The sequence below is a fragment of the Burkholderia semiarida genome, from assembly GCF_029268935.1.
In the GTDB taxonomy this organism is placed as follows: domain Bacteria; phylum Pseudomonadota; class Gammaproteobacteria; order Burkholderiales; family Burkholderiaceae; genus Burkholderia; species Burkholderia semiarida.
The window spans coordinates 2147504-2170943 of sequence record NZ_JAHLCL010000007.1; the positions used below are offsets into that span (position 1 = coordinate 2147504).

The window sequence follows — 23440 nt, forward strand, 5'->3', positions numbered from 1 at the left end:
AACGGCCAGAATGGGCTCGCGGCGGCCGTGCACGGACTATGCTGACGGCACGCCGACCCGCGGCTTTCCGACGGGCGCCCCCCGCGTCAGGACCGGTCTTACCGGGCAGCTATAATCGCGGGACTGTTTTCCGGTATGCCTATGCAATCCACGACTCCTACGTCCCCGCCTCCCGCTCCGGAGCCGAAGAAGCGGCCCTGGTGGCTCAAAGTCCTGCTCGGCTTCGCCGCGATGTGCGTGGCCCTCGTCGTGGCCGGCGGCCTCGTGCTCGGCTACGCGCTCGTCGTGGCCTGGCCGAACATGCCGTCGCTCGACGCGCTGACCGACTACCGCCCGAAGGTGCCGCTGCGCATCTATACGTCCGATCACGTGCTGATCGGCGAATTCGGCGAGGAGCGCCGCGACGTCGTCCATTTCAAGGACGTGCCCGACTCGCTGAAGAAGGCGATCCTCGCGATCGAGGACGCGCGCTTCTACGATCACGGCGGCGTCGACCTCACCGGCATCATCCGCGCCGGCTTCGTCGCGCTGACGAACGGCCACGCGTCGCAGGGCGCGAGCACGATCACGATGCAGGTCGCGCGCAACTTCTTCCTGTCGAGCGAGAAGACCTACACGCGCAAGATCTACGAGATGCTGCTCGCGTACCGGATCGAGCGCGCGCTGACGAAGGATCAGATTCTCGAGGTCTACATGAATCAGATCTATCTCGGCCAGCGCGCGTACGGCTTCGCGAGCGCCGCGCGGGTCTATTTCGGCAAGGACCTGAAGGACATCACGCTCGCGGAAGCCGCGATGCTCGCGGGGCTGCCGAAGGCGCCGTCCGCGTACAACCCGGTCGTCAACCCGAAGCGCGCGAAGGTGCGCCAGGAATACATCCTCGAGCGGATGCTCGAGCTGAACTTCATCACGCGAGAGCAGTACGACGAAGCGTCCGCGCAGCCGCTCGTCGTCAAGGGGCCGGGCCGCGATTTCAGCGTGCACGCCGAGTACGTCGCCGAAATGGTCAGACAGATGATGTACGCGCAGTATCGCGAGGAAACCTACACGCGCGGCTTCAACGTCGTCACGACGATCGATTCCGCGGACCAGCAGGTCGCATACACCGCGCTGCGCAAGGGCATCATGGATTACGAGCGCCGCCACGGCTATCGCGGGCCGGAGGGCTTCATCGAGCTGCCGGCCGGTGCCGACGATCGCGAACAGGCGATCGACGACGCGCTGCTCGAGCACCCCGACAACGGCGAGCTGATCGCCGCGGTCGTGACGGCCGCGAGCCCGCGCCAGATCACGGTCGCGTTCATCGACGGCAGCAATGCGACGATCGACGGCGACAACCTGCGCTTCGCGTCGAGCGCGCTGTCCGCCAACGCGCAGCCGAACCGCCGCATCCGCCCCGGCGCGATCGTCCGCGTGGTGAAGAGCGATGCCGGCAAGTGGTCGATCACGCAGTTGCCGCAGGTCGAAGGCGCGTTCCTGTCGATCGTCCCGCAGGACGGGGCGATCCGCTCGCTCGTCGGCGGCTTCGACTACAACAAGAACAAGTTCAACCACGTCACGCAGGCGTGGCGGCAGCCCGGTTCGTCGTTCAAGCCGTTCATCTACTCGGCGTCGCTCGACAAGGGCCTCGGGCCGGCCACCGTGATCAACGACGGCCCGCTGTATTTCAGCGCCGCGGAAACGGGCGGCCAGCCGTGGGAGCCGAAGAACTACGGCGGCGGCTTCGAGGGCCCGATGCCGATGCGCACCGCGCTGCAGCGCTCGCGCAACCTCGTGTCGATCCGGATCCTGAACCACATCGGCACGAAATACGCGCAGCAATACATCACGCGCTTCGGCTTCGACGCCGAGCGCCATCCGGCCTACCTGCCGATGGCGCTCGGCGCCGGCCAGGTCACGCCGCTGCAGATGGCCGGCGCGTACTCGGTCTTCGCGAACGGCGGCTACCGCGTCAATCCGTACCTGATCGCCGAAGTCACCGATCCGAACGGCGCGATCGTCGCGCGTGCGCAGCCGCTCGTCGCCGAGCAAAATGCGCCGCGCGCGATCGATGCGCGCAACGCCTACGTGATGAACAGCCTGCTGCAGAGCGTCGCGCAGCGCGGCACGGGCGCGCGGACCAACGTGCTGAAGCGCACCGATCTCGCGGGCAAGACCGGCACGACGAACGACTCGCACGACGCGTGGTTCGCCGGCTACCAGCACACGCTCGCCGCGATCGCATGGATCGGCTACGACAATCCGCGCAGCCTCGGCGATCGCGAAACCGGCGGCGGCCTGTCGCTGCCGGTCTGGATCGACTACATGGGTGCGGCGCTGAAGGGCGTGCCGGAGTTCAAGCCGACGGTGCCTGAAGGCGTGGAATCGCTCGGCGGCGAACTGTACTTCACCGAGTTCACGCCCGGTCACGGCTTCGTGTCGACGGTCGGCGTGCCGCAGGCGCCGGCCGCGCAGGACGTCGACGAAGCGGTGCCGCACGTCGACGAACAGGAAAAGCAGGACATCATGAACCTGTTCCGCGGCCACTGACGCGCGGCCACGGCCATGAAAAAAGCGCCCGCGGGCGCTTTTTCTTTTGGTACGGCGTTCGGAGCGCAGCGCCCCGGCCGTCACGCGCTAAACGTGATCGGCAGGCCGGCCTGCTGGGTCGCGTATTCGGTGAGCGCCGAGAAGAACTCGGTACCCGTGCGCGTATCGCGCCACGCGCCGTCGACGAAACGGTAGTGAAATCCGCCCGCCTTCGCCGCGATCCACACTTCCTTCATCGGCGGCTGCAGGTTGACGATGATCTTCGAGCCGTTCTCGAACGTCAGCGTCAGCACGCTGCCGTTGCGCTCCAGATCGATGTCGTGATCGCCGTCGTTCGCGACGTCCACGGTACGCTCGACGGCCGCCAGCACGGCCTCGGCACGGGCCAGGTATTCAGTATCGGACATGCTAAACTCTATCGGTTAAATTGTTCAGGGACGATCATGCGAGTCGTTTTCCGGATGAGCGCGATTGTAGCGGCTTTGGCGATTCTTGCCGGCTGCGGTCAAAGCGGCGCGCTCTATCTGCCCACCGTGCCTCCGATGCCCAAGCCGATCCAGCAGCAGAACACGCCGCCGTCGGATGTGAAACCGACCGACGAAAACGCGTCGTCCGATGAGACGCCCGATACGTCCGGCTCGCCGCTCACGCTGTCGCCCGAGTTGTCGAGCAGCGCATCGACCATGCCAGCCCCGGCATCGGGCCCGGCCGCCACGAAGTAACGACGCGATGCCGCCCGCGCGGCGCTCGCAACAAGGCGATGACTTCCCGGTCATCGCCTTTTGTTTTTCCGGGCCGCACCATCACGCACGCACGCGCCGCCATCCCCACGCAACCAGCCGCCAGCCGAGCAGCACGGCGACGATCGCCGCGTAGAGCTTCGGCTGCGCGAGATCGTGCTTGCCGGCACGCATCCACCAGAAATGCAGCACGCCGAACAGCGCGATCGCGTAGATCGCTTTGTGCAGCGTCGCCCAATGGCGACCGAGCCGGCGCACCATCGCGCGCGGCGACGTCGCGGCGAGCGGAATCAGCAGCACGAACGCCGCGAAGCCGACCGTGATGAACGGGCGCTTGCCGACGTCCTTGAGGATCTCGACGACGTCGAACCACTTGTCGAACCACAGGTAGGTCGTGAAATGCAGCGTCGCGTAAAAGAACGCGAACAGCCCGATCATCCGGCGAAAGCGCAGCAGCGGTGCGAAGCCCGTCATGCGCCTCAGCGGCGTGACGGCAAGCGTGATGCACAACAGGACGAGCGTCCACAAGCCCGTCGAGCGCGTGATGAACTCGAGCGGGTTCGCGCCGAGCCGGTCGGTCAGCCCGAGCAGCACGAGGCGCGCGAGCGGATAGAGGCCGGCCGCGAACACCAGCACCTTGGCCGGTGCGAGCCAGCGCGACGCGGCGGGACGGACCGCGCCGGCCCGCGCCGTGCGTGCATCGGGCCCGGCGCTTGCCGCGCGCGCGGGCGTGAGCGTCGAAGGAGGCATGTCGTTTCTCACCGTCGCACTCAGAAGTTCTTCTTCAGGTCCATGCCCTGATACATCGATGCGACCAGGTCGCCGTAGCCGTTGAACATCAGCGTCTTGCGCTTCGGCGTGAAGAAACCGTCCTCGCCGATGCGCCGCTCGGTCGCCTGGCTCCAGCGCGGATGATCGACGTTCGGGTTCACGTTCGAATAAAAGCCGTACTCGTTCGCGGCGTATGTGTTCCAGCTCGTCTTCGGCTGCTTGTCGACGAAGCGGATCTTCACGAGCGATTTCGCGCTCTTGAACCCGTACTTCCACGGCACGACGATTCGCACCGGCGCACCGTTCTGGTTCGGCAACACCTGCCCGTAGACGCCCATCGTCAGCAGCGTCAGCGGATTCATCGCCTCGTCCATGCGCAGCCCTTCCGAGTACGGCCAGTCGAGCACGGGCGTCGACAGGCCCGGCATCTGCGACGGATCGGCCAGCGTGACGAACTGCACGTATTTCGCGTTGCCGGTCGGCTGCACGCGCCGGATCAGCTCGGACAGCGGCACGCCGATCCACGGGATCACCATCGACCAGCCCTCGACGCAGCGCAGCCGGTACACGCGCTCCTCGAGCGGCGCGAGCTTCAACAGCTCGTCGAGATCGAATACCTTCGGATGCTGCACCTCGCCCTCGACACTCACACGCCACGGACGCGGCCGCAGCGTGCCCGCGTTCTGCGCCGGGTCGCTCTTGTCGGTGCCGAATTCGTAGAAGTTGTTATAGGACGTGATGTCCTTGAACGGCGTGACCTTGTCGATCGCGACGAATTTCGGGTTCGTTTTTGCCGCGAGCTTCGCCGCCCGCGCGTCGGGGGACGCATACGCGGCAAGCGCCGCGCCGCTCGCGCCGAACAGGCCGCCGGCGGCCGCGAATCCGGCCGCCTGCAATACGCGCCGCCGGTTCTCGAATACCGCGCGCGGCGTGATCTCGCTCGGCGCGATGTCCGCGCCGGTCAGTACGTTACGCAAAGGGCGTTTGATCCACATCGTCCAGTTCCTCCCGCATGCGCGGCGCGCATGCTTCATCAGCGTTCGACCCGGCCCGTCGCGCGCCGTTCGACGCCTCGATCGCCCGCTCGTTACAAAAGAAAACCGCCGGGCACGCGGTGCACCGGCGGTTTGATAGTCGGACGAACGGCGAAAATCTTACAGCTTGCCGTAGCTGTGCAGGCCAGACAGGAACATGTTGACGCCGAGGAACGCGAACGTCGTGACCAGCAGGCCGGTGAGCGCCCACCACGCGGCCACCGCGCCGCGCAGGCCTTTCATCAGCCGCATGTGCAGCCACGCCGCGTAGTTCAGCCACACGATCAGCGCCCAGGTTTCCTTCGGGTCCCAGCTCCAGTAGCCGCCCCACGCTTCGGCCGCCCACAGCGCGCCGAGAATCGTCGCGATCGTGAAAAACGCGAAACCGACCGCGATCGACTTGTACATCACGTCATCGAGCACTTCCAGCGTCGGCAGGCGATCGGCGAGGATGCCGCGTTCCTTCATCAGGTACGCGACCGACACCATCGCCGACAGCGCGAAGCTGCCGTAGCCGATGAAGTTCGCCGGCACGTGAATCTTCATCCACCAGCTTTGCAGGGCCGGCACGAGCGGCTGGATCTGCTGCGCGTCGCGCGCGACCGAGTACCACATCAGGAAGCCGACCGCCGCGCTGATGACCAGCAGCACGAACGCGCCGAGCGAACGCGTGCCGTAGTGGCCTTCGTAGTACAGATAAAGCAGCGCGGTGATCAGGCTGAACAGGACGAACACTTCATACAGGTTCGACACGGGGATATGCCCGACGTCCGCCCCGATCAGGTAGGACTCGTACCAGCGCACCATCAGCCCCGTGAAGCCCATCAGCACGGCGACCCACGTGAGCTTCTGGCCGATCGCGGCGCCCGTTTCGGAGCGCGCGAGCAGGCCGATCCAGTAGAAGATCGTCGCGAGCACGAACAGCGCGCTCATCCACAGGATCGCCGACTGGCTCGACAGGAAGTACTTGAGGAAGAACGCCGAATCGGCGCGCGCGAGATCGCCCTGGTAGATCTGGATCGACAGCAGCGACAGCACGGCGATCGACGCCATCATCAGCCGCGCGGGCTTCCAGCGCCAGCCGAGCGCGACGAGCGCCGGCACGGTGCCGATCATCACCGCCTTGTCGTAGTAATCCATGTGCGCGTTGTAGTGCACGAGCGCATAGCCCGCGCCCGCCACCAGCGCCAGGGCGAACAGCCAGTCGAACAGCGACAGGCGCGCGAGGAACGGACGGTCGTCGAACAGCGGCGACGATGCCGGCGCCGGAGCCGACGCCGTACGGGAAGAGGAAACTTGCGTGAGATCCATGATGTTACCGGGTGGAATTCTCGGAATCGGAACCGCCGCCGGCAGGCGGGCGGGCCGTCGAAGCCGCACCGGCGGGCGCGGCGTCGCGAGGTGCGGCGCGCAAGGCGGCGCCGGCCGCGTCGCGCGTCTGCACGAATTCTTTCTCGAAATCGAAGGTCTTGCGGGCCGTGGACATTGCCATCACCACATCGACGCCCGAACCGGCGTCCTTCAGCCAGAACCAGAGTCGCCGCTCGCGTACGTAGAACATCGAGAAGATGCCGGCGACCAGCAGCAGGCTGCCAAGATACACCAGATTCTTGCCGGGCGCGCGCGTCAACTGAAATACCGAAGCTTGCACCTGCTTGAACGAGTCGAGCTGCAAATAGACCGGCGATCCATACAGGAAGCTGTCGGATAGCGCGTTGATCGCGTTCTGCACGAAGCGGATCGTGTCGGTGCCCTGCTGCGCGGCCGGCTCGCCGGCGCGCTCGCGCGCGATCTGCCACACCTCCCACATCGAGCCCTCGAGCATCCGCAGCAGCAGGCTCGCGGCCTTCTCCTGCTCGCCCTTCGGCACCGAGCGGTCGATGAACGTCGCCACCGCCTGGAAGCCGCCGACCGGCTGGCCGTCCGCCCCGCGGCCGACGCTGTCGTCGCTCGCCGCAAAAAGGGTCAGCACCTTCGATGCGCTGTCCTGCAGACGGCCGCGCAGCGACGCGTCGCCCGGCAGCGAACGCTGCGCGAAGCGCGCGGCGGCTTCGGTGCGCACGGCCGGATCCTCGAGCGCGGCGCGCAGGCGCATCCATTCGCCGATCGAGTCCTGGCTGTCGGCCGGGATCCGCATGTAGCGGAACGGATCGTTCGGGCTCGCGCGCACGCCGGCGAGGAACACGCGCTCGCCGTTCATGTCGACGGGCAGCATGTAGTTGTTGAATTCGCGCGCCTGGCCGTCCTTGCCGCGGATCTTGTACTGCACCGACGGGCCGATGTTGTGAAGCTGCGTCGGCTTCGACGTCTTCGCGCCCGAGCCGAGCCGCTCGTCGAACACTTCCTTCAGCGAGCTGGTCGTCGCGACGCCGCGTACGTCCGGCTTGCCGTTCGCGTCGGCCATGTTCTCGACGTTGATCGCGCGGAAGTCGGAGAACTCGATCGTCTCGCCGTCGGCGCCCGGGACCTGCAGCGGCGCCGAACTGCCGATCGTGCCCTTCACGGGGACGGTCGCCGCACGGCTGCCCGTCATCGGATAGGCCGTCATCTGCATCTGCGAGCCGCCATCCTGGAAGCTCGACTGGTAGATCGACACGCCCTTGTACGTAAACGGCTTGTTGACCTCGACCCGCGCCGGGATCTTCCGGCCGGTCTCGCGATCGATCACGACGATGTCGCTCGCGAACAGCTTCGGCATGCCCGTCGTGTAGTAATCGACGATGAACTTGTCGAGCTGGATCGAGAACGGCAGGTCCTGGATCAGCGAGCCGCTCGGCTGGTTCAGGATCGCGGTCGACACGAACTGGCCCTCCGGCACCCACGCATAGCCGCGGAACGTCGGGTTCGACGCGGACAGCCGATGGTCGGGCGAGATCTCGCTGATCGTCGCGCTCGTGTTGACCGGGCTCTTGCCGAACATCAGCATCTGGAATTTGATCGGCAGGTTGCTGTCGAGCAGGCCGCCGATACAGATCACGACGATCGCGAGGTGCGCGGAGATGTAGCCCCACTTGGTCATCGCGCCGCGCTTCGCGGAAATCAGCGTCGCGCCGTCGGTTTCACGCACGACGTGCTTGTAGCCGGCCTTCGCGACGAACGTGGCGAGCGTCGCGGCGACGCTCGCGCGCGTGCCGGACGCCGTGTACTCGGCCTTGTGGTGGAATGCGCGCAGGCTGCCTTCGCGGACCTTGTCCTTCCAGCTCTTCGCGTCGGCGAGCATCTTCGGCGCGTTGCGGATCACGCACAGCGAGATCGACACGACGAGGAAGATCAGGATCAGCATGAACCACCACGCGCTGTACACGTTGTACAGGCCGAGCGAGCGGAAGATGTCCGCCCAGAACGGCCCGAACTGGTTCACGTAGTTCGGATACGGATCGTCCTGGGTCAGGACCGTGCCGATGATGCTCGCAATCGACAACACCACCAGCAGCGCGATCGCGAAGCGCATCGAGCTCAGCAGCTCGACCGCGCGTTTCGACGCACCGTGACTCGACTTCGACTGCAACCCCGACGTGGTAACGCTCATTCAAACTCCGACTAAGGGGACACGGCCCCCACGCTTACTATGTTCGCTTCGGGGGCGCAGCCCCGATCGCCTGCATGCCCTTCCATTCCGGCTCGGCCCGGCGAGTGCCGACAAAAAAGAAGGGCGAGGCCACCGCAACGACGCGGCGCCCCACCCTTTTCTTGTTCTGACTCCGGCCGCCCTTCGGGCGCCCGGTCATTCCATTCGCGGCGGACCGCTCAACGCAGGCCCGCGATGTAATCCGCGACGGCCTTGATCTCGGTATCCGACAGCCGCGACGCGATCTGATGCATCGCCTCGTTGTTGTTGCGCGCGCCGGCACCCTGCTGGAACGCGGTCAACTGCGCGACCGTGTAATCGGCCCATTGCCCCGACAGACGCGGGTACTGGACCGGGATCCCCTGCCCCGTCGGCCCGTGGCAGCTCGCGCAGGCGGGGACACCCTTTTCCGCGATGCCGCCGCGATAGATCTTCTGGCCGATCGGCACGGCCGCCGCATCGCGCGCGGTACCGAGCTTCGTCGTCTGCGACCCGTAGTACGCGGCGACATTGCGCATGTCGTCCGCGCTCAACGCGCTCGCGAATCCGACCATCACCGCGTTGTTACGCGCCGGCCCCTTCGCGCCCGGCTGCGCCTTGAAGTCGTTCAACTGCTTGACCAGATATTCGGGATGCTGGCCGGCAAGCTTCGGGAAACTGCCCGACGCGCTGTTGCCGTCGGCGCCGTGACACGACGCGCAAACCTGCCCGGCAATCGCCTTGCCGCGGTCCAGATCCGGTTTGGCCGCATCTGCCGCGTTTGCCTCCGCTACGAAACCTACGAACCCTGCTGCAACCTGAAGCACCATCAGAGACTTGCACAGTCGATTCATTCGCACACCCTGTTTCGTCTTGTGGGAATTTGAGGTTCTGCAAAAAACGACGGCGTTCAGTCTACCGCAGAAGCCACATAAAAGCGCGAGGCAGGCGCCCGGTGGCCTTCGGTAAAACCGCCGTATTGTACAATATCGTGCTGAAAGCTCCCGCGCCTATCGGGGCTACCCCGCCTCCACCAAGCGGCTCGCGCCGCCCGTCCTTCCGGTTCCCATGGCCTTTCTGCTCCATCAAGCCCGCTTCTACACGACCGTCAACCATCTGCGCGACCTGCCGCCGACGGTCCAGCCGGAAATCGCGTTCGCGGGCCGCTCGAATGCCGGCAAGTCGACGGCGATCAACGTGCTGTGCAACCAGAAGCGGCTGGCCTTCGCGTCGAAGACGCCCGGCCGCACGCAGCATATCAACTACTTCTCCGTCGGCCCGGCCGCCGAGCCCGTCGCGAATCTCGTCGACCTGCCCGGCTACGGCTATGCGGAAGTGCCCGGCGCCGCGAAGGCGCACTGGGAGATGCTGCTGTCGTCCTATCTCGCGACGCGCTCGCAGCTCCGCGGTCTGATCCTGATGATGGATTCGCGCCGCCCGCTCACCGAGCTCGATCGCCGGATGATCGAGTGGTTCGCACCGACCGGCAAGCCGATCCACACGCTGCTGACGAAGTGCGACAAATTGACGCGCCAGGAAAGCATCAACGCGCTGCGCAACACGCAAAAGGGGCTCGACGCGTATCGCGACCAGGGTGTGAAGGGCAAGCTGACGGTCCAGCTGTTCTCGGCGCTGAAGCGCACGGGGCTCGACGAGGCTCATGAACTGATCGAGAGCTGGCTGCGGCCGTCCGTCGCCGACGAAAAAGGCGAGCCTGTAGCACAATGAGCGGGCAACGCGCGGCTGGGATCGGCCGTGCGCACCTGACGGCACCTGCGAATTCGGCCGGCTCATAAAAAAACCCGCCGTTGAACGGCGGGTCAAACAGCCTAATCGAAAAACGACAGGCACCCGCTCAGGGAGGAGAAGCGGGGAGCTGCACGCAACGCGGGCCGCTCGATCGCTATCATATACCAACGATCTCGAAAATGACCTAAGGGTTCCGTAAGGTTCTTCTTGCCCTGATTTCTGCCAAATCGCCATGAGCTTCCATCCGCTTCATCGTCCGCGCCGGATGCGCCGCGACGACTTCTCCCGCCGCCTGATGCGCGAAAACCGCCTGACCACCGACGACCTGATCTACCCGGTGTTCGTCGTCGAAGGCACCAACGAACGCCAGCCCATCCCGTCGATGCCCGGCGTCGAACGCGTGTCGGTCGATCTGCTGATGCACGTCGCCGAGCAATGCGTCGAACTCGGCGTGCCCGTGCTGTCGCTGTTCCCGGCCATCGAGCCGTCGCTGAAGACGCCGGACGGCCGCGAGGCGGCCAATCCGGAGGGCCTGATCCCGCGCGCGGTGCGCGAGCTGAAGAAGCACTTCCCCGAACTCGGCGTGCTGACCGACGTCGCGCTCGATCCGTACACGAGCCACGGCCAGGACGGTGTGCTCGACGAGAACGCCTACGTGATCAACGACGACACGATCGAGATCCTGGTCGACCAGGCTCGCGCGCAGGCTGAAGCCGGCGTCGACATCGTCGCGCCGTCGGACATGATGGACGGCCGCATCGGCGCGATCCGCGAGATGCTGGAAAGCGACGGCCATATCCATACGCGGATCATGGCCTACTCGGCGAAGTTCGCGTCGGCGTTCTACGGCCCGTTCCGCGACGCGGTCGGTTCGGCGTCCAATCTGGGCAAGGGCAACAAGATGACCTACCAGATGGATCCGGCGAACAGCGACGAAGCGCTGCGCGAAGTGCGCCTCGACATCGACGAAGGCGCCGACATGGTGATGGTCAAGCCCGGCATGCCGTATCTCGACATCGTGCGCCGCGTAAAGGACGAGTTCCGCTTCCCGACCTACGTGTACCAGGTGAGCGGCGAGTACGCGATGCTGAAGGCGGCCGCGATGAACGGGTGGCTCGACCACGACAAGGTCGTGCTCGAATCGCTGCTCGCGTTCAAGCGCGCGGGCGCCGACGGCGTGCTCACGTACTTCGCGCTCGATGCCGCGCGTCTGCTGAAAGCGCAACGCTGATCGCGCACCGGCACGCACCTGCAAAAAACGGCGGAACACCCCGGTGTTCCGCCGTTTTTTGTTTACCGTCGATCGCGGTTGTCAGCCGGCCCGAATCGTCTCTTCCGCGGTTCGCCTCCGGCGGGTCATCGTCATACCGTCGGAACGGCTGCCCGGTCGAGGCTGCGCAAGAAGGTGTCGGCCGCCTGATAGCCGACCACGCGGCCGATCTCGTTGCCGTTGCGATCGAAGAAGATGATGCCCGGCGGCCCGAACAGGTTGAAGCGCTTGAGGAGCGCCTGATCGTCCGCGTTGTTCGCGGTGACGTCCGCGCGCACGAGGTGAAGCCGCGCGAGCCGCGCCTGCACGCGCGCGTCGGTGAACGTCAGATGTTCCATCTCCTTGCAGCTCACGCACCAGTCGGCGTAGAAGTCGAGCATCACGGGCTGGCCCGATGTCTTGAGCAGCGCATCCAGTTCGCCAATGGAGCGCACCGGCGCGAACGCAGGGCCATCCTGCGCGGCAGCCACGCCGGCCGTCGCCGCGCCGCCGGACGCCACCGTACGCGCCGCCAGCACGGCCAGCGGCTTGACGGGATCGCTCGAGCCCGCGGCCAGGCCGACGAGCAGCGTCGCGGCCCAGATCGCGAGCGCGGCCCCCAAGCCGCGGCCCAGGCGGCGCCAGATCGACGCAGCGCCGGCATTCGGCGTGAACAGTCCGAGCGCCGCAGCCGCGATCAGCAGCCACAACGCCGCGAGCACCATCTTCAGCCCGCCCGCCAACACCGGCCATACGATCCACAGCGCGGCTGCGAGCAGCACGATGCCGAAGAACACCTTCACGCCGTCCATCCACGCGCCCGCGCGCGGCAGCACCGTGCCGGCCCCGACGCCGACGACCAGCAGCGGCACGCCGAGCCCCAGCCCCATCGCGAACAGCGCGGCACCGCCGAGCAACGCATTGCCCGTGTGCGCGATGAACGCGAGCACGGCGAACAACGGCGCCGTCATGCACGCGCCGACGACCAGCGCCGACAACGCACCCATCGCCGCGACCGCGACGAAGTGGCCGCCCTGGCGCGCGCTCGATGCGTCGGCCGCGCCGTTCTGCCAGCGCGCCGGCAGTGCGATGTCCCTGCCCGAGATCAGCGACACCGCGAACGCGGTCAGCAGCACGCCGAATGCGCCGAGCACCCACGGGTTCTGCAACCACGCGCCGAGGCTCTGACCGACCAGCGCGGCGGCGATGCCGAGTACCGTGTAGACCAGCGCCATGCCGAGCACGTAAGTCAGCGACAGCGCGAAGCCGCGTGCGTGCGTCGCGCGCGTGCCCTGGCCGATGATGATCGCGGACACGATCGGAATCATCGGGTACGAACACGGCAGCAGGCTCAGCACGACACCCGCGACGAAGTAGAGCGCGACGATCGTGAAGAAGCCGTGGCCTTCGAGCAGCGACTGCGCGAAATCGGCGCTCGTGACCTTGTCGAACCAGCTACCCGCGGCAGCCGTGTCGCTGGATGACGATGCGGCGCCGAGCGCGGCGCCGTCGACCTTCACCACGTGCTCGGCCGGCGGATAGCAGATCCCTTCGTCCGCGCACCCTTGCGACGTCACCGCGAGTTCGAACGGCCCGGCCGCCTGCTTCACCGGCACGTGAACGACCACTTCGTCACGATAGGTCTCGACGTCCTTCTGGAACGTCTGGTCGAACTTCACGTGGCCGGCCGGGTACTGCGGCTCGCCGAGCGTCGCCTGGCCGCTCTTCACCGCGAACGCGAAGCGCTCGCGGTACATGTAGTAGCCGTTGGCGATCTTGAAGCGGACGTCGACCTGTCCCGGCGATTCGCTCGCGCTGAACTTGAACGCAACCGACGGATCGAGGAAATCGTCGGCCGCGCGCGCGACGGACAGGCCGCCCAGCACGAGCACGAACGACAACAGGACCGCAAGAAACCGCAGCGCGCGCACGCGCACCGAAAGCGCCATACCGTTAAACATGAAATTGACGTTGAGTTTCGCTGGTCACCCATTGGCCATACGCGGCCGATGCCGTCGTCTGCCACGAGACGATTTCGGGCGTCTCGTACGGGTGATGCGCGAGAATAAATCGCTCCAGTTCGAGCGCCCGGATGGGGCTCGTCTTGAACAGCAACTGGATCTCGTCAGCCGTTTCGACCTTGCCCTGCCAGTGATAGCGCGACTTGATCGTGCCGAGCTCCGACACGCACGCCGCAAGCCGCGCGTCGAGCGCGCCGTCGGCGAGCGCCGCGGCCGTCGCCGCATCGGGGACCGTCGTCAGCATCAGCACCACTATCATCCGCGCTCTCCTCGCTGGTGTGCCGGCTCCTGCCGGCGCCCGTTACCCGTTCAGGAACCGCGCCGGTTGCCCGTATCGTAGCGCAGCCCGCGCGACGCTGCCGGCACCGGCCTGCGACAATCGATCGCAGCCGGCATCTCGAAAACAAAAAGGGCCAAGCAATTGCTCGGCCCCTTTCAGATACTGCTGCGTACCGGAAGCTTACTCAGCTTCTTGCACGTTTTCCGTTTCGTCGACTTCCGGACGGTCGAGCAGTTCGACCAGTGCCATCGGTGCGTTGTCGCCCACGCGGAAGCCGAACTTCAGCACGCGCAGGTAGCCGCCCGGGCGGTTCGCGAAACGCGGGCCGAGGACGTCGAACAGCTTCGCGACCGAGTCACGATCGCGCAGGCGGTTGAACGCCAGGCGACGGTTTGCCAGCGACGGCTTCTTGCCGAGCGTGATCAGCGGCTCGACGACTTTACGGAGTTCCTTCGCCTTCGGCAGCGTCGTCTTGATGACTTCGTGCTCGATCAGCGAGTTGGACATGTTACGGAGCATAGCCAGACGGTGGCTGCTCGTGCGATTCAGTTTCCGCAGACCATGACGATGGCGCATTTCAGTTTCCTTGATTCAAAGTTTTGATCCAGCTCTTCTATCGCACCTCGGAGGGTGCACGGGCCGGTAACGAAAAAAAGCAAGATGCGGATTTTAAAGGAAAATCCGCATCCTTGCCAACTACAGCTATAGCGAGGCTACAACCGGGCTTACTTGTCGAGACCAGCCGGCGGCCAGTTCTCGAGCTTCATGCCCAGCGTGAGACCGCGCGAAGCGAGCACTTCCTTGATCTCGTTGAGCGACTTGCGACCGAGGTTCGGCGTCTTCAGCAGCTCGTTTTCCGTGCGCTGGATCAGATCGCCGATGTAGTAGATGTTCTCGGCCTTCAGGCAGTTCGCCGAACGAACCGTCAGCTCGAGATCGTCCACCGGACGCAGCAGGATCGGATCGATCTGCGGTGCACGCGACGGCGCTTCGGCTGCCGTTTCCGTGCCTTCCAGCGCCGCGAACACGGACAACTGGTCGACCAGGATGCGGGCCGACTGGCGGATCGCTTCTTCCGGCGTGATCACGCCGCTCGTCTCGATGTTCATCACGAGCTTGTCGAGGTCGGTACGCTGCTCGACACGTGCGCTCTCGACAGCGTAGCTCACGCGGCGAACCGGCGAGAACGATGCGTCGAGGACGATGCGGCCGATGATCTTGGCCGTGTCTTCGCCGTAGCGACGGACGTTGCCGGGCACATAGCCGCGACCCTTTTCGATCTTGATCTGAACGTCGAGCTTGCCACCCTTCGACAGGTGCGCAATCACGTGATTCGGATTGATGACTTCGCAATCGTGAGCCAGCTCGATATCGCCGGCCGTCACGACGCCTTCGCCTTCCTTGCGCAGCGTAACCGTCACTTCGTCACGGTTATGCAGCTTGAACACCACGCCCTTCAGGTTCAGCAGCAGGTTGACGACGTCTTCCTGCACGCCATCCAGCGTCGAGTACTCGTGCACCACGCCCGCGATCGTGACTTCGGTCGGCGCGTAGCCCACCATCGACGACAGCAGCACGCGGCGAAGCGCATTGCCCAAGGTGTGGCCGTAACCGCGTTCAAACGGTTCCATGACCACCCTCGCGTGGTTCTCGCCCAGCGATTCCACGGCGATGATCTTGGGTTTCAGCAAACTGGTTTGCATGGGCTTTCCTTTTCAATACCCTCGGCTCGTTACACCGATAAGGCTGACCGGTAACAACCAGAAAATAAACAGCCGAGGCCCCTCCTTGCGCAACGCAATCGGGGTACCTCGGCCGTCAATCGGATTAACGCGAATACAATTCGACGATCAGGCTTTCGTTGATGTCGCCTGCGATTTCAGCGCGTTCCGGCATTTGCTTGAACGTGCCTTCGAACTTCTTCGCATCGACTGCAACCCAGCTCGGCATGCCGCCTTGCTCGGCCAGCGACAGCGCTTCGACGATACGCGCCTGCTTCTTCGCCTTTTCGCGGATCGCGATGACGTCACCCGCCTTCACTTGCTGCGACGGGACGTTTGCGACGACGCCGTTCACGGTGATCGACTTGTGGCTCACCAGCTGACGCGCTTCAGCGCGGGTCGAGCCGAAACCCATGCGATACACGACGTTGTCGAGGCGCGATTCGAGCAGTTGCAGCAGGTTTTCACCCGTGTTGCCCTTGCGGCGATCGGCTTCAGCGAAGTAACGACGGAACTGACGTTCCAGCACGCCGTAGATACGCTTGACCTTCTGCTTTTCGCGCAGCTGCGTACCGTAGTCGGACGTACGTGCGCCCGAGGTACGGCCGTGCTGACCCGGCTTGCTGTCGAGCTTGCACTTGTCGGCGAGCGAGCGGCGCGCGCTCTTCAGGAACAGGTCGGTGCCTTCACGGCGGGACAGCTTGGCTTTGGGGCCGATATAACGTGCCACTTTGCATTCCTTTATCAATCAGTCACGCGGATCGGAATCCGCGCTAGTCCGCTCCCTTTGGGGCGAACGGTGGGCTTAGTCAATCAAAAAAGCAACGCCCGTCGACGCTGAGCGGCGACAGGCAATGCGCTAGCACGAGCGTGCCAGCACATCCTTAGATACGACGACGCTTCGGCGGGCGGCAGCCGTTGTGCGGAATCGGGGTGACGTCCGAAATCGCGGTGATCTTGATGCCGAGGCCGTGCAGTGCGCGCACTGCCGACTCGCGACCCGGGCCCGGGCCCTTGATCCGCACTTCCAGATTCTTCACGCCGTATTCCATCGCGACGCGGCCAGCCGACTCGGCTGCGACCTGAGCAGCGAACGGCGTCGATTTGCGCGAGCCCTTGAAGCCCTGACCGCCCGACGTCGCCCATGCCAGAGCGTTGCCTTGGCGATCGGTGATCGTGATGATCGTGTTGTTGAACGACGCGTGAACGTGAACCACGCCTTCAGCGACGTTCTTCTTAACCTTCTTGCGAACGCGTTGCGCCGCGGTGTTCGAAGCCTTAGCCATTACGTTTTCCTGTAACTGTCAGTTCCGCTTACTTCTTCAGCGCTTGCGCTGCACGACGCGGACCCTTGCGGGTACGTGCGTTCGTACGCGTACGCTGACCGCGCATCGGCAGGCCCTTGCGATGACGGACGCCGCGGTAGCAACCGAGGTCCATCAGGCGCTTGATGTTCATCGTCACTTCACGGCGCAGATCGCCTTCGACGACAAACTTGCCTACTTCTTCACGCAGCTTTTCCAGGTCTGCGTCGGTCAGATCCTTGACCTTCTTCGAAAAATCGACGCCAGCTGCCACGCAGATGCTGCGCGAACGGGTGCGGCCGATACCGAAGATAGCCGTCAGGCCGATCTCGGTATGCTGGTGATTCGGGATGTTAACCCCTGCGATACGAGCCATTGTTTTTCCTCAAACAAAAAGCGCAAACAAACGCGCGGTCAGCCTTGGCGCTGCTTGTGGCGCGGATCCGAGCTGCAGATCACGCGAACGACGCCTTTGCGCTTGATGATCTTGCAATTGCGGCAAATGCGCTTAACCGATGCCATCACTTTCATGATAATACCCTTTTTTCAAATCACTTCGCCCGGAACACGATCCGCGCACGAGACAGATCGTAAGGCGTCAATTCAACCGTCACCTTGTCGCCCGGCAGGATGCGGATGTAGTGCATCCGCATCTTCCCGGAAATATGCCCCAACACGACATGGCCGTTTTCCAGCTTCACGCGGAAGGTCGCATTCGGGAGGTTTTCAATCACCTCACCCTGCATCTGGATTACATCGTCTTTGGCCATAGTCCTTTCAACGCATCGGGATGTTGCCGCCCTTGAAGTTTGCCTTCTTGAGCAGCGACTCATACTGTTGCGACATAACGTACGACTGCACCTGCGCCATAAAGTCCATCGTGACGACGACAATGATCAGCAGCGACGTTCCACCAAAATAAAACGGCACGTTCCAGCGCAGCACCAGGAATTCCGGCAGCAGACACACGAAGACGATGTAGATCGCACCGGCCAGCGTCAGACGCGTGAGGATGCGGTCGATATATCGCGCGGTCTGATCGCCCGGACGGATGCCCGGAACAAACGCGCCGCTCTTCTTCAGGTTATCCGCGGTCTCCCTGCTGTTGAACACCAGTGCGGTGTAGAAGAAGCAGAAAAACACGATCGCCAGCGTGTACAGCAGCACATACACCGGCTGGCCCGGCTTCAGCGCTTCCGCAACGTTATGCAACGTATTGGAAATCCAGCTTCCCGTCGGCTGACCGGTACTGAACCAGCCGAGAATCGTTGCCGGGAACAGAATGATCGACGATGCGAAGATCGGCGGAATCACGCCCGACATGTTCAGCTTCAGCGGCAGATGCGACGACTGCCCACCGTAGATCTTGTTGCCGACCTGGCGCTTCGCGTAGTTCACGAGGATCTTGCGCTGACCGCGTTCGATGAACACGACCAGGTAAGTCACCGCGGCGATCAGAACGACGATGATGATCGCCGAAATGATGCTCATCGAACCCGTACGCACCAGTTCGAACAACCCACCCACGGCATTCGGGAACCCTGCTGCGATCCCGCCGAAGATGATGATCGAGATACCGTTGCCCAGACCACGCTCGGTAATCTGCTCGCCGAGCCACATCAGGAACATCGTGCCCGTTACCAGCGTCACGACCGTCGTCAGACGGAACAGCATGCCGGGATCGGTGACGAGGCCCGGCTGATTTTCCAGCGCAGCCGCGATACCGAACGCCTGGAAGGTCGCGAGCACCACGGTGAAATACCGCGTGTACTGCGTGATCTTCCGTTGCCCTGCCTGCCCTTCCTTCTTCAGCGCCTCGAGCTGCGGCGAAACGATCGCCAGCAACTGCATGATGATCGACGCCGAGATGTACGGCATGATCCCCAGCGCAAAGATCGTGAAGCGGGAAAGTGCGCCACCCGAGAACATGTTGAACATGCCCAGGATGCCGCCCGCCTGGCTCTGGAACAGCTTGGCCAGTTGATCCGGATCGATGCCCGGCACGGGAATGTGCGCGCCGATGCGATAGACGATCAGCGCCAGGAGCAGGAACATCGCTCGCCGGCGCAGATCGCCGAATTTCGCCGTGCTTCGACCGGGTTTTGCAAGACTCGGGCTGTTAGCCAAGTACCTTCTCCGATGAATGCAAGTGACGACGCGCTACGCGTGTCACTCGGCGAACGAACCGCCAGCCGCTTCGATCGCAGCGCGCGCACCCTTGGTGGCACCGAGACCCTTCACGACGATCTTGCGCTTCAGTTCGCCCGTCGCGATGATCTTTGCGCTCTTCGTCAGCTCGCCGACCAGGCCGGCTTGCTTCAGTGCGAGCAGATCGATTTCGTCGACCGGCAGCTTCTCGAGGTCGCCCAGGCGCACTTCACCGACGAATTCCTTCGTCAGCGACGTGAAGCCGCGCTTCGGCAGACGACGTTGCAGCGGCATCTGACCGCCTTCGAAACCGACTTTGTGGAAGCCGCCCGAACGCGATTTCTGACCCTTGTGACCACGGCCAGCCGTCTTGCCGAGGCCCGAACCGATGCCACGACCGACGCGACGCTTGGCGTGCTTGGCGCCAGCGGCCGGCTTCAGGTTATTCAATTCCATATCAACTCCTTGATCCGTAGGGCCGCTTACGCGATGACCTTAACGAGGTACGAGACCTTGTTGATCATGCCGCGGACCGCCGGCGTGTCCTGCAGCTCGCTAACCGAGTTGAGTCGGCGCAGGCCCAGGCCACGCACGGTCGCGCGGTGCGATTCGCGGGTCCCGATCAGGCTCTTGACGAGCTGAACCTTGACAGTTTTTTCAGACATGGTGACCACCCGGGCTTAGCCCAAAATTTCTTCGACGGACTTGCCGCGCTTCGCCGCGATGTCTGCCGGGGTCGACTGCTTGCGCAGGCCGTCCAGCGTGGCGCGAACGAGGTTGTACGGGTTCGTCGAACCGTGGCTCTTCGCCACGACGTTCTGAACGCCCATCACGTCGAACACTGCGCGCATCGGGCCACCGGCGATCACGCCCGTACCTGCCTTCGCCGGAGCGAGGAGGACGGCCGATGCGCCGTGCTTGCCGTGCACTTCGTGTTGCAGCGTGCCGTTCTTGAGCGGCACCTTGAACATGTTGCGGCGAGCTTGTTCCATTGCCTTCTGGACAGCGACCGGCACTTCCTTCGCCTTGCCCTTGCCCATACCGATGCGGCCATCGCCGTCGCCGACCACGGTCAGTGCGGCGAAGCCGAGAATACGGCCACCCTTCACGACCTTGGTCACGCGGTTGACCGAAATCATCTTTTCGCGAAGGCCGTCGTCGCGCTCGTCAGCCTGAACTTTCGCTTGCATCTTTGCCATGACGAATTCCTTCCTTAGAACTTGAGCCCAGCTTCGCGAGCTGCCTCAGCCAGCGCCTTGACGCGGCCGTGGTAGCGGAAGCCCGAGCGATCGAAGGCGACGGATTCGATGCCGGCAGCCTTTGCCTTCTCGGCAATACGCTTGCCGATCAGCGTCGCGGCATTCACGTTGCCGCCCTTGCCCGACTTGTCGGCCAGTTCAGCGCGCACTTCAGCTTCGAGCGTCGACGCGCTGGCGAGCACCTTGGTGCCGCAGGGCGAGAACACTTGAGCGTAGATGTGCGTGTTCGTGCGATGCACGGCGAGACGCGCGACCTGCAGCTCAGCGATCTTGATACGCGTCTGGCGAGCGCGGCGCAGGCGAGATTGAGTCTTATCCATGATTGCGCACCCTTACTTCTTCTTCGTTTCTTTGAGGATCACAACCTCGTCGGCATAACGCACGCCCTTGCCCTTGTAGGGCTCCGGCGGACGGTAACCGCGGACTTCCGCAGCCACTTGACCGACTTGTTGCTTGTTGATCCCCTTGATCACGATTTCGGTTTGCGTCGGGGTTTCAGCCTTGACGCCTTCCGGCATCTGGTGCACCACCGGGTGCGAGAAACCCAGCGACAGGTTCAGCTTGTCGCCTTGCGCTTGCGCACGGTAACCGACGCCAACCAGCGTCAGCTTGCGCTCGAAACCCTTGGTCACGCCGTGCACGGCATTCGCGATGATCGCGCGCATCGTGCCCGACAGTGCATTTGCTTCGCGGCTTTCGTCGACCGGCGACAGATTCAGCGTGCCGTCGTTGTTCGCCACGTTCACGAGCGGATTGATCGCTTGCGTGATGGTGCCCAGCGGGCCCTTGACGGTGATCGCACCGTCGGCCAGCTTGACTTCCGCGCCTTGCAGCGCGATCGGGCTCTTACCTACTCGAGACATGTTTCTCTCTCCTCGGCTTTAAGCGACGTAGCAGATGACTTCGCCGCCGACGCCGGTAGCGCGCGCCTTGCGGTCGGTCATCACGCCCTTCGGCGTCGACACGATTGCCACACCGAGGCCGTTCATGACCTGCGGAATGTCGTTACGGCCGCGGTACACGCGCAGACCAGGCTTCGACACGCGCTCGAGGCGTTCGATGACCGGGCGACCTGCGTAGTACTTCAGCGCGATATTCAGTTCGGACTTCGCACCTTCCGCCTTCACGGCGAAATCGTCGATATAACCTTCGTCCTTCAGGACTTGCGCGATTGCAACCTTGACCTTCGACGAGGGCATCGCGACCGATACCTTCTCGACCATCTGCGCGTTGCGGATGCGAGTCAGCATATCGGCGATAGGATCACTCATGCTCATTTACGTTTCTCCTATTACCAGCTCGCCTTGGTCAGGCCAGGAATCTCGCCACGGAATGCGATTTCACGAATCTTGTTACGCGCGAGGCCGAATTTACGGAACGTGCCACGCGGACGGCCCGTGATCGCGCAGCGGTTGCGCTGGCGGGTCGGGTTTGCGTTGCGGGGCAGTTGCTGCAGCTCCAGGCGTGCTTCGTAGCGCTCTTCTTCCGACTTGCTTTGGTCTTCGACGATCGCCTTCAGCGCTTCGCGCTTTGCTGCGAACTTCGCGACCAGGCGGGCGCGCTTCTTTTCACGTTCGATCAGTGCCAGTTTAGCCACGGTAACCTCAGTTTCTGAACGGGAACTTGAAGCTGGCGAGCAGAGCCTTTGCTTCGTCGTCGGTCTTCGCAGTCGTCGTGATGCTGATGTTCAGCCCACGCAGTGCGTCGATCTTGTCGTAATCGATTTCGGGGAAAATGATCTGCTCTTTCACACCGATGTTGTAGTTGCCACGGCCATCGAAAGCACGACCCGACACACCGCGGAAGTCACGCACGCGGGGCAGGGCAACCGTCACGAAACGGTCGAGGAATTCGTACATCGCGCGGCCACGCAGCGTCACCATCGCGCCGATCGGGTAACCCTGGCGGATCTTGAAGCCAGCGATTGCCTTGCGGGCCTTCGTGACGACCGGCTTCTGGCCGGCGATCTTCGTGAGGTCGCCAACGGCGTTCTCGATGATCTTCTTGTCAGCGATCGCTTCGCCAAGACCCATGTTCAGCGTGATCTTGGTGATGCGCGGCACTTCCATGACCGACTTGTAACCGAACTTCTCGATCAGGCCGGGCACAACCTTTTCTTTGTAAAACTCTTGAAAACGAGCCATTTTTTACTCCGCTGCGTCAGGCGCTCAGTACGGCACCGGTCGTCTTCAGGAAGCGAACCTTCTTGCCTTCCTCGACCTTGATGCCAACACGCGACGCCTTGCCATTCGCGTCGACCAGTGCGACGTTCGAAATATGCAGGGGCATCGTCTTCGCTTCCACGCCGCCCGTCGTACCCTTCATCGGGTTCGGCTTCACATGCTTCTTGACGAGGTTGATACCTTCAACCGTCACATGTTCAGCACCGACAGCCAGCACGACGCCGCGCTTGCCCTTGTCCTTGCCAGTGACGACGATGACTTCGTCACCTTTGCGAATCTTGTTCATCGCGACTCCTTACAGCACTTCCGGCGCCAGCGAAACGATCTTCATGAATCGTTCGCTACGCAGCTCACGCGTCACCGGCCCGAAGATACGGGTGCCGATCGGCTCGAGCTTGTTATTCAAAAGCACAGCGGCGTTGCCGTCGAACTTGATCAGCGAGCCGTCTTGACGGCGCACGCCCTTGGCGGTGCGGACCACCACGGCGTTGTAAATTTCGCCTTTCTTCACGCGCCCGCGCGGCGTTGCCTCTTTGACGCTCACCTTGATGATGTCGCCAATGCCGGCATAACGACGCTTCGAGCCGCCGAGCACCTTGATGCACAGGACTTCACGTGCACCCGTGTTGTCGGCTACTTCGAGCCGAGATTCGGTCTGGATCATGGTTTGTCTTTCCCAACTTAATCCGGATGCACCACCATGATGCATTCGGTCAGTCTTGGTCCCGTCAGCCAATCGGCTGCTTGGGTTGGAACAGCAGCGACGGCAAACGAAACCCGCCATCGCAATTCGGTGAATCTTTCGGACAGGCAGGCGCCAGTCCGCTTCCCCCACCAACTTCGCCCGCGACGGGGCTCCCATAAAGAGGGAAGACCGGGATTATAACAAATAATCCCGGTCACGC

30 protein-coding genes are annotated in these 23440 nt (G+C 63.7%); 4 read left to right on the plus strand and 26 right to left on the minus strand.

Annotated features, from left to right (window positions below; genetic code table 11):
- Positions 1-141: 141 nt before the first annotated feature.
- Positions 142-2529, plus strand: a complete 2388-nt coding sequence (locus tag KPB06_RS22930) for a penicillin-binding protein 1A (RefSeq protein WP_476695710.1) — start codon at positions 142-144, stop codon at positions 2527-2529.
- An 80-nt stretch (positions 2530-2609) separates the two neighbouring features.
- Here the strand turns inward: KPB06_RS22930 and cyaY are convergent, their stop codons facing one another.
- Positions 2610-2936 (minus strand): iron donor protein CyaY, encoded by a 327-nt coding sequence (gene cyaY / locus KPB06_RS22935; protein ID WP_059577339.1) that lies wholly within the window; start codon positions 2934-2936, stop codon positions 2610-2612.
- Positions 2937-2972: 36 nt separating this feature from the next.
- On the opposite strand from cyaY, the gene lptM reads away from it, so the two are divergent.
- Positions 2973-3251 carry an LPS translocon maturation chaperone LptM gene (gene lptM / locus KPB06_RS22940; RefSeq protein WP_081066463.1) on the plus strand — a complete coding sequence of 93 codons (279 nt, stop codon included), beginning with the start codon at positions 2973-2975 and terminating at the stop codon, positions 3249-3251.
- An 81-nt stretch (positions 3252-3332) separates the two neighbouring features.
- Here the strand turns inward: lptM and msrQ are convergent, their stop codons facing one another.
- The 5 genes from msrQ to KPB06_RS22965 form a co-directional block, all read right to left on the minus strand.
- On the minus strand, positions 3333-4019 hold the full coding sequence (gene msrQ, locus KPB06_RS22945) for a protein-methionine-sulfoxide reductase heme-binding subunit MsrQ (RefSeq protein ID WP_059577342.1): 687 nt from the start codon (positions 4017-4019) through the stop codon (positions 3333-3335).
- A 20-nt stretch (positions 4020-4039) separates the two neighbouring features.
- Positions 4040-5035, minus strand: a complete 996-nt coding sequence (gene msrP / locus KPB06_RS22950) for a protein-methionine-sulfoxide reductase catalytic subunit MsrP (protein ID WP_059577410.1) — start codon at positions 5033-5035, stop codon at positions 4040-4042.
- A 159-nt stretch (positions 5036-5194) separates the two neighbouring features.
- A complete protein-coding gene (gene ccsB, locus KPB06_RS22955) occupies positions 5195-6385 on the minus strand; it encodes a c-type cytochrome biogenesis protein CcsB (RefSeq protein WP_059640222.1) in 1191 nt (396 codons plus the stop codon).
- 4 nt (positions 6386-6389) lie between these two features.
- Complete coding sequence (locus tag KPB06_RS22960; RefSeq protein WP_059577348.1) at positions 6390-8603, minus strand: cytochrome c biogenesis protein ResB; 2214 nt, start codon at positions 8601-8603, stop codon at positions 6390-6392.
- A gap of 218 nt (positions 8604-8821) precedes the next feature.
- The gene (locus KPB06_RS22965) at positions 8822-9475 is read right to left on the minus strand and encodes a c-type cytochrome (protein WP_059609112.1); all 654 of its coding nucleotides are present in this window, start codon (positions 9473-9475) and stop codon (positions 8822-8824) included.
- A gap of 214 nt (positions 9476-9689) precedes the next feature.
- Between KPB06_RS22965 and yihA the strand changes: the two genes are divergently transcribed.
- On the plus strand, positions 9690-10349 hold the full coding sequence (gene yihA, locus KPB06_RS22970; protein WP_059577356.1) for a ribosome biogenesis GTP-binding protein YihA/YsxC: 660 nt from the start codon (positions 9690-9692) through the stop codon (positions 10347-10349).
- Positions 10350-10602: 253 nt separating this feature from the next.
- Positions 10603-11601: a porphobilinogen synthase gene (gene hemB / locus KPB06_RS22975; protein ID WP_050013164.1), complete on the plus strand. Its 999-nt coding sequence runs from the start codon at positions 10603-10605 to the stop codon at positions 11599-11601.
- 131 nt (positions 11602-11732) lie between these two features.
- Here the strand turns inward: hemB and dsbD are convergent, their stop codons facing one another.
- From dsbD to rplN, 20 genes are all read right to left on the minus strand, one after another.
- Positions 11733-13580 (minus strand): protein-disulfide reductase DsbD, encoded by a 1848-nt coding sequence (dsbD, locus tag KPB06_RS22980; RefSeq protein WP_060009382.1) that lies wholly within the window; start codon positions 13578-13580, stop codon positions 11733-11735.
- Positions 13573-13899, minus strand: a complete 327-nt coding sequence (gene cutA / locus KPB06_RS22985) for a divalent-cation tolerance protein CutA (protein ID WP_059640232.1) — start codon at positions 13897-13899, stop codon at positions 13573-13575. The genes dsbD and cutA overlap by 8 nt, the downstream gene beginning before the upstream one ends.
- A gap of 201 nt (positions 13900-14100) precedes the next feature.
- Complete coding sequence (gene rplQ / locus KPB06_RS22990; RefSeq protein WP_006477175.1) at positions 14101-14496, minus strand: 50S ribosomal protein L17; 396 nt, start codon at positions 14494-14496, stop codon at positions 14101-14103.
- Positions 14497-14645: 149 nt separating this feature from the next.
- Positions 14646-15623, minus strand: a complete 978-nt coding sequence (locus KPB06_RS22995) for a DNA-directed RNA polymerase subunit alpha (RefSeq protein ID WP_006477176.1) — start codon at positions 15621-15623, stop codon at positions 14646-14648.
- A gap of 124 nt (positions 15624-15747) precedes the next feature.
- Positions 15748-16371 (minus strand): 30S ribosomal protein S4, encoded by a 624-nt coding sequence (rpsD, locus tag KPB06_RS23000; protein WP_059577365.1) that lies wholly within the window; start codon positions 16369-16371, stop codon positions 15748-15750.
- A 154-nt stretch (positions 16372-16525) separates the two neighbouring features.
- Positions 16526-16927, minus strand: a complete 402-nt coding sequence (rpsK, locus tag KPB06_RS23005; RefSeq protein ID WP_004197937.1) for a 30S ribosomal protein S11 — start codon at positions 16925-16927, stop codon at positions 16526-16528.
- Between the two features lie 28 nt (positions 16928-16955).
- The gene (rpsM, locus tag KPB06_RS23010; RefSeq protein ID WP_006400641.1) at positions 16956-17321 is read right to left on the minus strand and encodes a 30S ribosomal protein S13; all 366 of its coding nucleotides are present in this window, start codon (positions 17319-17321) and stop codon (positions 16956-16958) included.
- 38 nt (positions 17322-17359) lie between these two features.
- Positions 17360-17476 carry a 50S ribosomal protein L36 gene (rpmJ, locus tag KPB06_RS23015; RefSeq protein ID WP_004199844.1) on the minus strand — a complete coding sequence of 39 codons (117 nt, stop codon included), beginning with the start codon at positions 17474-17476 and terminating at the stop codon, positions 17360-17362.
- A gap of 20 nt (positions 17477-17496) precedes the next feature.
- Positions 17497-17715 (minus strand): translation initiation factor IF-1, encoded by a 219-nt coding sequence (gene infA / locus KPB06_RS23020; RefSeq protein WP_004521905.1) that lies wholly within the window; start codon positions 17713-17715, stop codon positions 17497-17499.
- A 7-nt stretch (positions 17716-17722) separates the two neighbouring features.
- The gene (secY, locus tag KPB06_RS23025) at positions 17723-19072 is read right to left on the minus strand and encodes a preprotein translocase subunit SecY (protein WP_006482915.1); all 1350 of its coding nucleotides are present in this window, start codon (positions 19070-19072) and stop codon (positions 17723-17725) included.
- Positions 19073-19114: 42 nt separating this feature from the next.
- Entirely contained in the window at positions 19115-19549 is a 435-nt protein-coding gene (rplO, locus tag KPB06_RS23030) for a 50S ribosomal protein L15 (RefSeq protein WP_006482880.1), read from the minus strand.
- A 26-nt stretch (positions 19550-19575) separates the two neighbouring features.
- The gene (gene rpmD, locus KPB06_RS23035) at positions 19576-19758 is read right to left on the minus strand and encodes a 50S ribosomal protein L30 (RefSeq protein ID WP_006400644.1); all 183 of its coding nucleotides are present in this window, start codon (positions 19756-19758) and stop codon (positions 19576-19578) included.
- Between the two features lie 15 nt (positions 19759-19773).
- Positions 19774-20292 carry a 30S ribosomal protein S5 gene (rpsE, locus tag KPB06_RS23040; protein WP_006482895.1) on the minus strand — a complete coding sequence of 173 codons (519 nt, stop codon included), beginning with the start codon at positions 20290-20292 and terminating at the stop codon, positions 19774-19776.
- A 14-nt stretch (positions 20293-20306) separates the two neighbouring features.
- Positions 20307-20672, minus strand: a complete 366-nt coding sequence (gene rplR, locus KPB06_RS23045; protein WP_006477183.1) for a 50S ribosomal protein L18 — start codon at positions 20670-20672, stop codon at positions 20307-20309.
- Positions 20673-20684: 12 nt separating this feature from the next.
- On the minus strand, positions 20685-21215 hold the full coding sequence (gene rplF, locus KPB06_RS23050) for a 50S ribosomal protein L6 (RefSeq protein ID WP_006477184.1): 531 nt from the start codon (positions 21213-21215) through the stop codon (positions 20685-20687).
- Positions 21216-21233: 18 nt separating this feature from the next.
- A complete protein-coding gene (rpsH, locus tag KPB06_RS23055) occupies positions 21234-21629 on the minus strand; it encodes a 30S ribosomal protein S8 (RefSeq protein WP_006477185.1) in 396 nt (131 codons plus the stop codon).
- Between the two features lie 14 nt (positions 21630-21643).
- Complete coding sequence (gene rpsN / locus KPB06_RS23060) at positions 21644-21949, minus strand: 30S ribosomal protein S14 (RefSeq protein ID WP_006482884.1); 306 nt, start codon at positions 21947-21949, stop codon at positions 21644-21646.
- Between the two features lie 7 nt (positions 21950-21956).
- Entirely contained in the window at positions 21957-22496 is a 540-nt protein-coding gene (gene rplE / locus KPB06_RS23065) for a 50S ribosomal protein L5 (RefSeq protein ID WP_006482882.1), read from the minus strand.
- A 16-nt stretch (positions 22497-22512) separates the two neighbouring features.
- Positions 22513-22821 carry a 50S ribosomal protein L24 gene (gene rplX / locus KPB06_RS23070; RefSeq protein WP_006477187.1) on the minus strand — a complete coding sequence of 103 codons (309 nt, stop codon included), beginning with the start codon at positions 22819-22821 and terminating at the stop codon, positions 22513-22515.
- A gap of 9 nt (positions 22822-22830) precedes the next feature.
- Positions 22831-23199, minus strand: a complete 369-nt coding sequence (gene rplN / locus KPB06_RS23075) for a 50S ribosomal protein L14 (protein WP_006482918.1) — start codon at positions 23197-23199, stop codon at positions 22831-22833.
- Between the last annotated feature and the right edge of the window lie 241 nt (positions 23200-23440).

Excerpts from the sequence above, each read along its gene's own strand:
- KPB06_RS22930 (WP_476695710.1), top strand. The coding sequence starts at position 142 with ATGCAATCCACGACTCCTACGTCCCCGCCTCCCGCTCCGGAGCCGAAG.
- cyaY (WP_059577339.1), bottom strand. The coding sequence starts at position 2,936 with ATGTCCGATACTGAATACCTGGCCCGTGCCGAGGCCGTGCTGGCGGCC.
- lptM (WP_081066463.1), top strand. The coding sequence starts at position 2,973 with ATGCGAGTCGTTTTCCGGATGAGCGCGATTGTAGCGGCTTTGGCGATT.
- msrQ (WP_059577342.1), bottom strand. The coding sequence starts at position 4,019 with ATGCCTCCTTCGACGCTCACGCCCGCGCGCGCGGCAAGCGCCGGGCCC.
- msrP (WP_059577410.1), bottom strand. The coding sequence starts at position 5,035 with ATGTGGATCAAACGCCCTTTGCGTAACGTACTGACCGGCGCGGACATC.
- ccsB (WP_059640222.1), bottom strand. The coding sequence starts at position 6,385 with ATGGATCTCACGCAAGTTTCCTCTTCCCGTACGGCGTCGGCTCCGGCG.
- KPB06_RS22960 (WP_059577348.1), bottom strand. The coding sequence starts at position 8,603 with ATGAGCGTTACCACGTCGGGGTTGCAGTCGAAGTCGAGTCACGGTGCG.
- KPB06_RS22965 (WP_059609112.1), bottom strand. The coding sequence starts at position 9,475 with ATGAATCGACTGTGCAAGTCTCTGATGGTGCTTCAGGTTGCAGCAGGG.
- yihA (WP_059577356.1), top strand. The coding sequence starts at position 9,690 with ATGGCCTTTCTGCTCCATCAAGCCCGCTTCTACACGACCGTCAACCAT.
- hemB (WP_050013164.1), top strand. The coding sequence starts at position 10,603 with ATGAGCTTCCATCCGCTTCATCGTCCGCGCCGGATGCGCCGCGACGAC.
- dsbD (WP_060009382.1), bottom strand. The coding sequence starts at position 13,580 with ATGTTTAACGGTATGGCGCTTTCGGTGCGCGTGCGCGCGCTGCGGTTT.
- cutA (WP_059640232.1), bottom strand. The coding sequence starts at position 13,899 with ATGATAGTGGTGCTGATGCTGACGACGGTCCCCGATGCGGCGACGGCC.
- rplQ (WP_006477175.1), bottom strand. The coding sequence starts at position 14,496 with ATGCGCCATCGTCATGGTCTGCGGAAACTGAATCGCACGAGCAGCCAC.
- KPB06_RS22995 (WP_006477176.1), bottom strand. The coding sequence starts at position 15,623 with ATGCAAACCAGTTTGCTGAAACCCAAGATCATCGCCGTGGAATCGCTG.
- rpsK (WP_004197937.1), bottom strand. The coding sequence starts at position 16,927 with ATGGCTAAGGCTTCGAACACCGCGGCGCAACGCGTTCGCAAGAAGGTT.
- rpsM (WP_006400641.1), bottom strand. The coding sequence starts at position 17,321 with ATGGCTCGTATCGCAGGGGTTAACATCCCGAATCACCAGCATACCGAG.
- rpmJ (WP_004199844.1), bottom strand. The coding sequence starts at position 17,476 with ATGAAAGTGATGGCATCGGTTAAGCGCATTTGCCGCAATTGCAAGATC.
- infA (WP_004521905.1), bottom strand. The coding sequence starts at position 17,715 with ATGGCCAAAGACGATGTAATCCAGATGCAGGGTGAGGTGATTGAAAAC.
- rplO (WP_006482880.1), bottom strand. The coding sequence starts at position 19,549 with ATGGAATTGAATAACCTGAAGCCGGCCGCTGGCGCCAAGCACGCCAAG.
- rpmD (WP_006400644.1), bottom strand. The coding sequence starts at position 19,758 with ATGTCTGAAAAAACTGTCAAGGTTCAGCTCGTCAAGAGCCTGATCGGG.
- rpsE (WP_006482895.1), bottom strand. The coding sequence starts at position 20,292 with ATGGCAAAGATGCAAGCGAAAGTTCAGGCTGACGAGCGCGACGACGGC.
- rplR (WP_006477183.1), bottom strand. The coding sequence starts at position 20,672 with ATGGATAAGACTCAATCTCGCCTGCGCCGCGCTCGCCAGACGCGTATC.
- rplF (WP_006477184.1), bottom strand. The coding sequence starts at position 21,215 with ATGTCTCGAGTAGGTAAGAGCCCGATCGCGCTGCAAGGCGCGGAAGTC.
- rpsH (WP_006477185.1), bottom strand. The coding sequence starts at position 21,629 with ATGAGCATGAGTGATCCTATCGCCGATATGCTGACTCGCATCCGCAAC.
- rplE (WP_006482882.1), bottom strand. The coding sequence starts at position 22,496 with ATGGCTCGTTTTCAAGAGTTTTACAAAGAAAAGGTTGTGCCCGGCCTG.
- rplX (WP_006477187.1), bottom strand. The coding sequence starts at position 22,821 with ATGAACAAGATTCGCAAAGGTGACGAAGTCATCGTCGTCACTGGCAAG.
- rplN (WP_006482918.1), bottom strand. The coding sequence starts at position 23,199 with ATGATCCAGACCGAATCTCGGCTCGAAGTAGCCGACAACACGGGTGCA.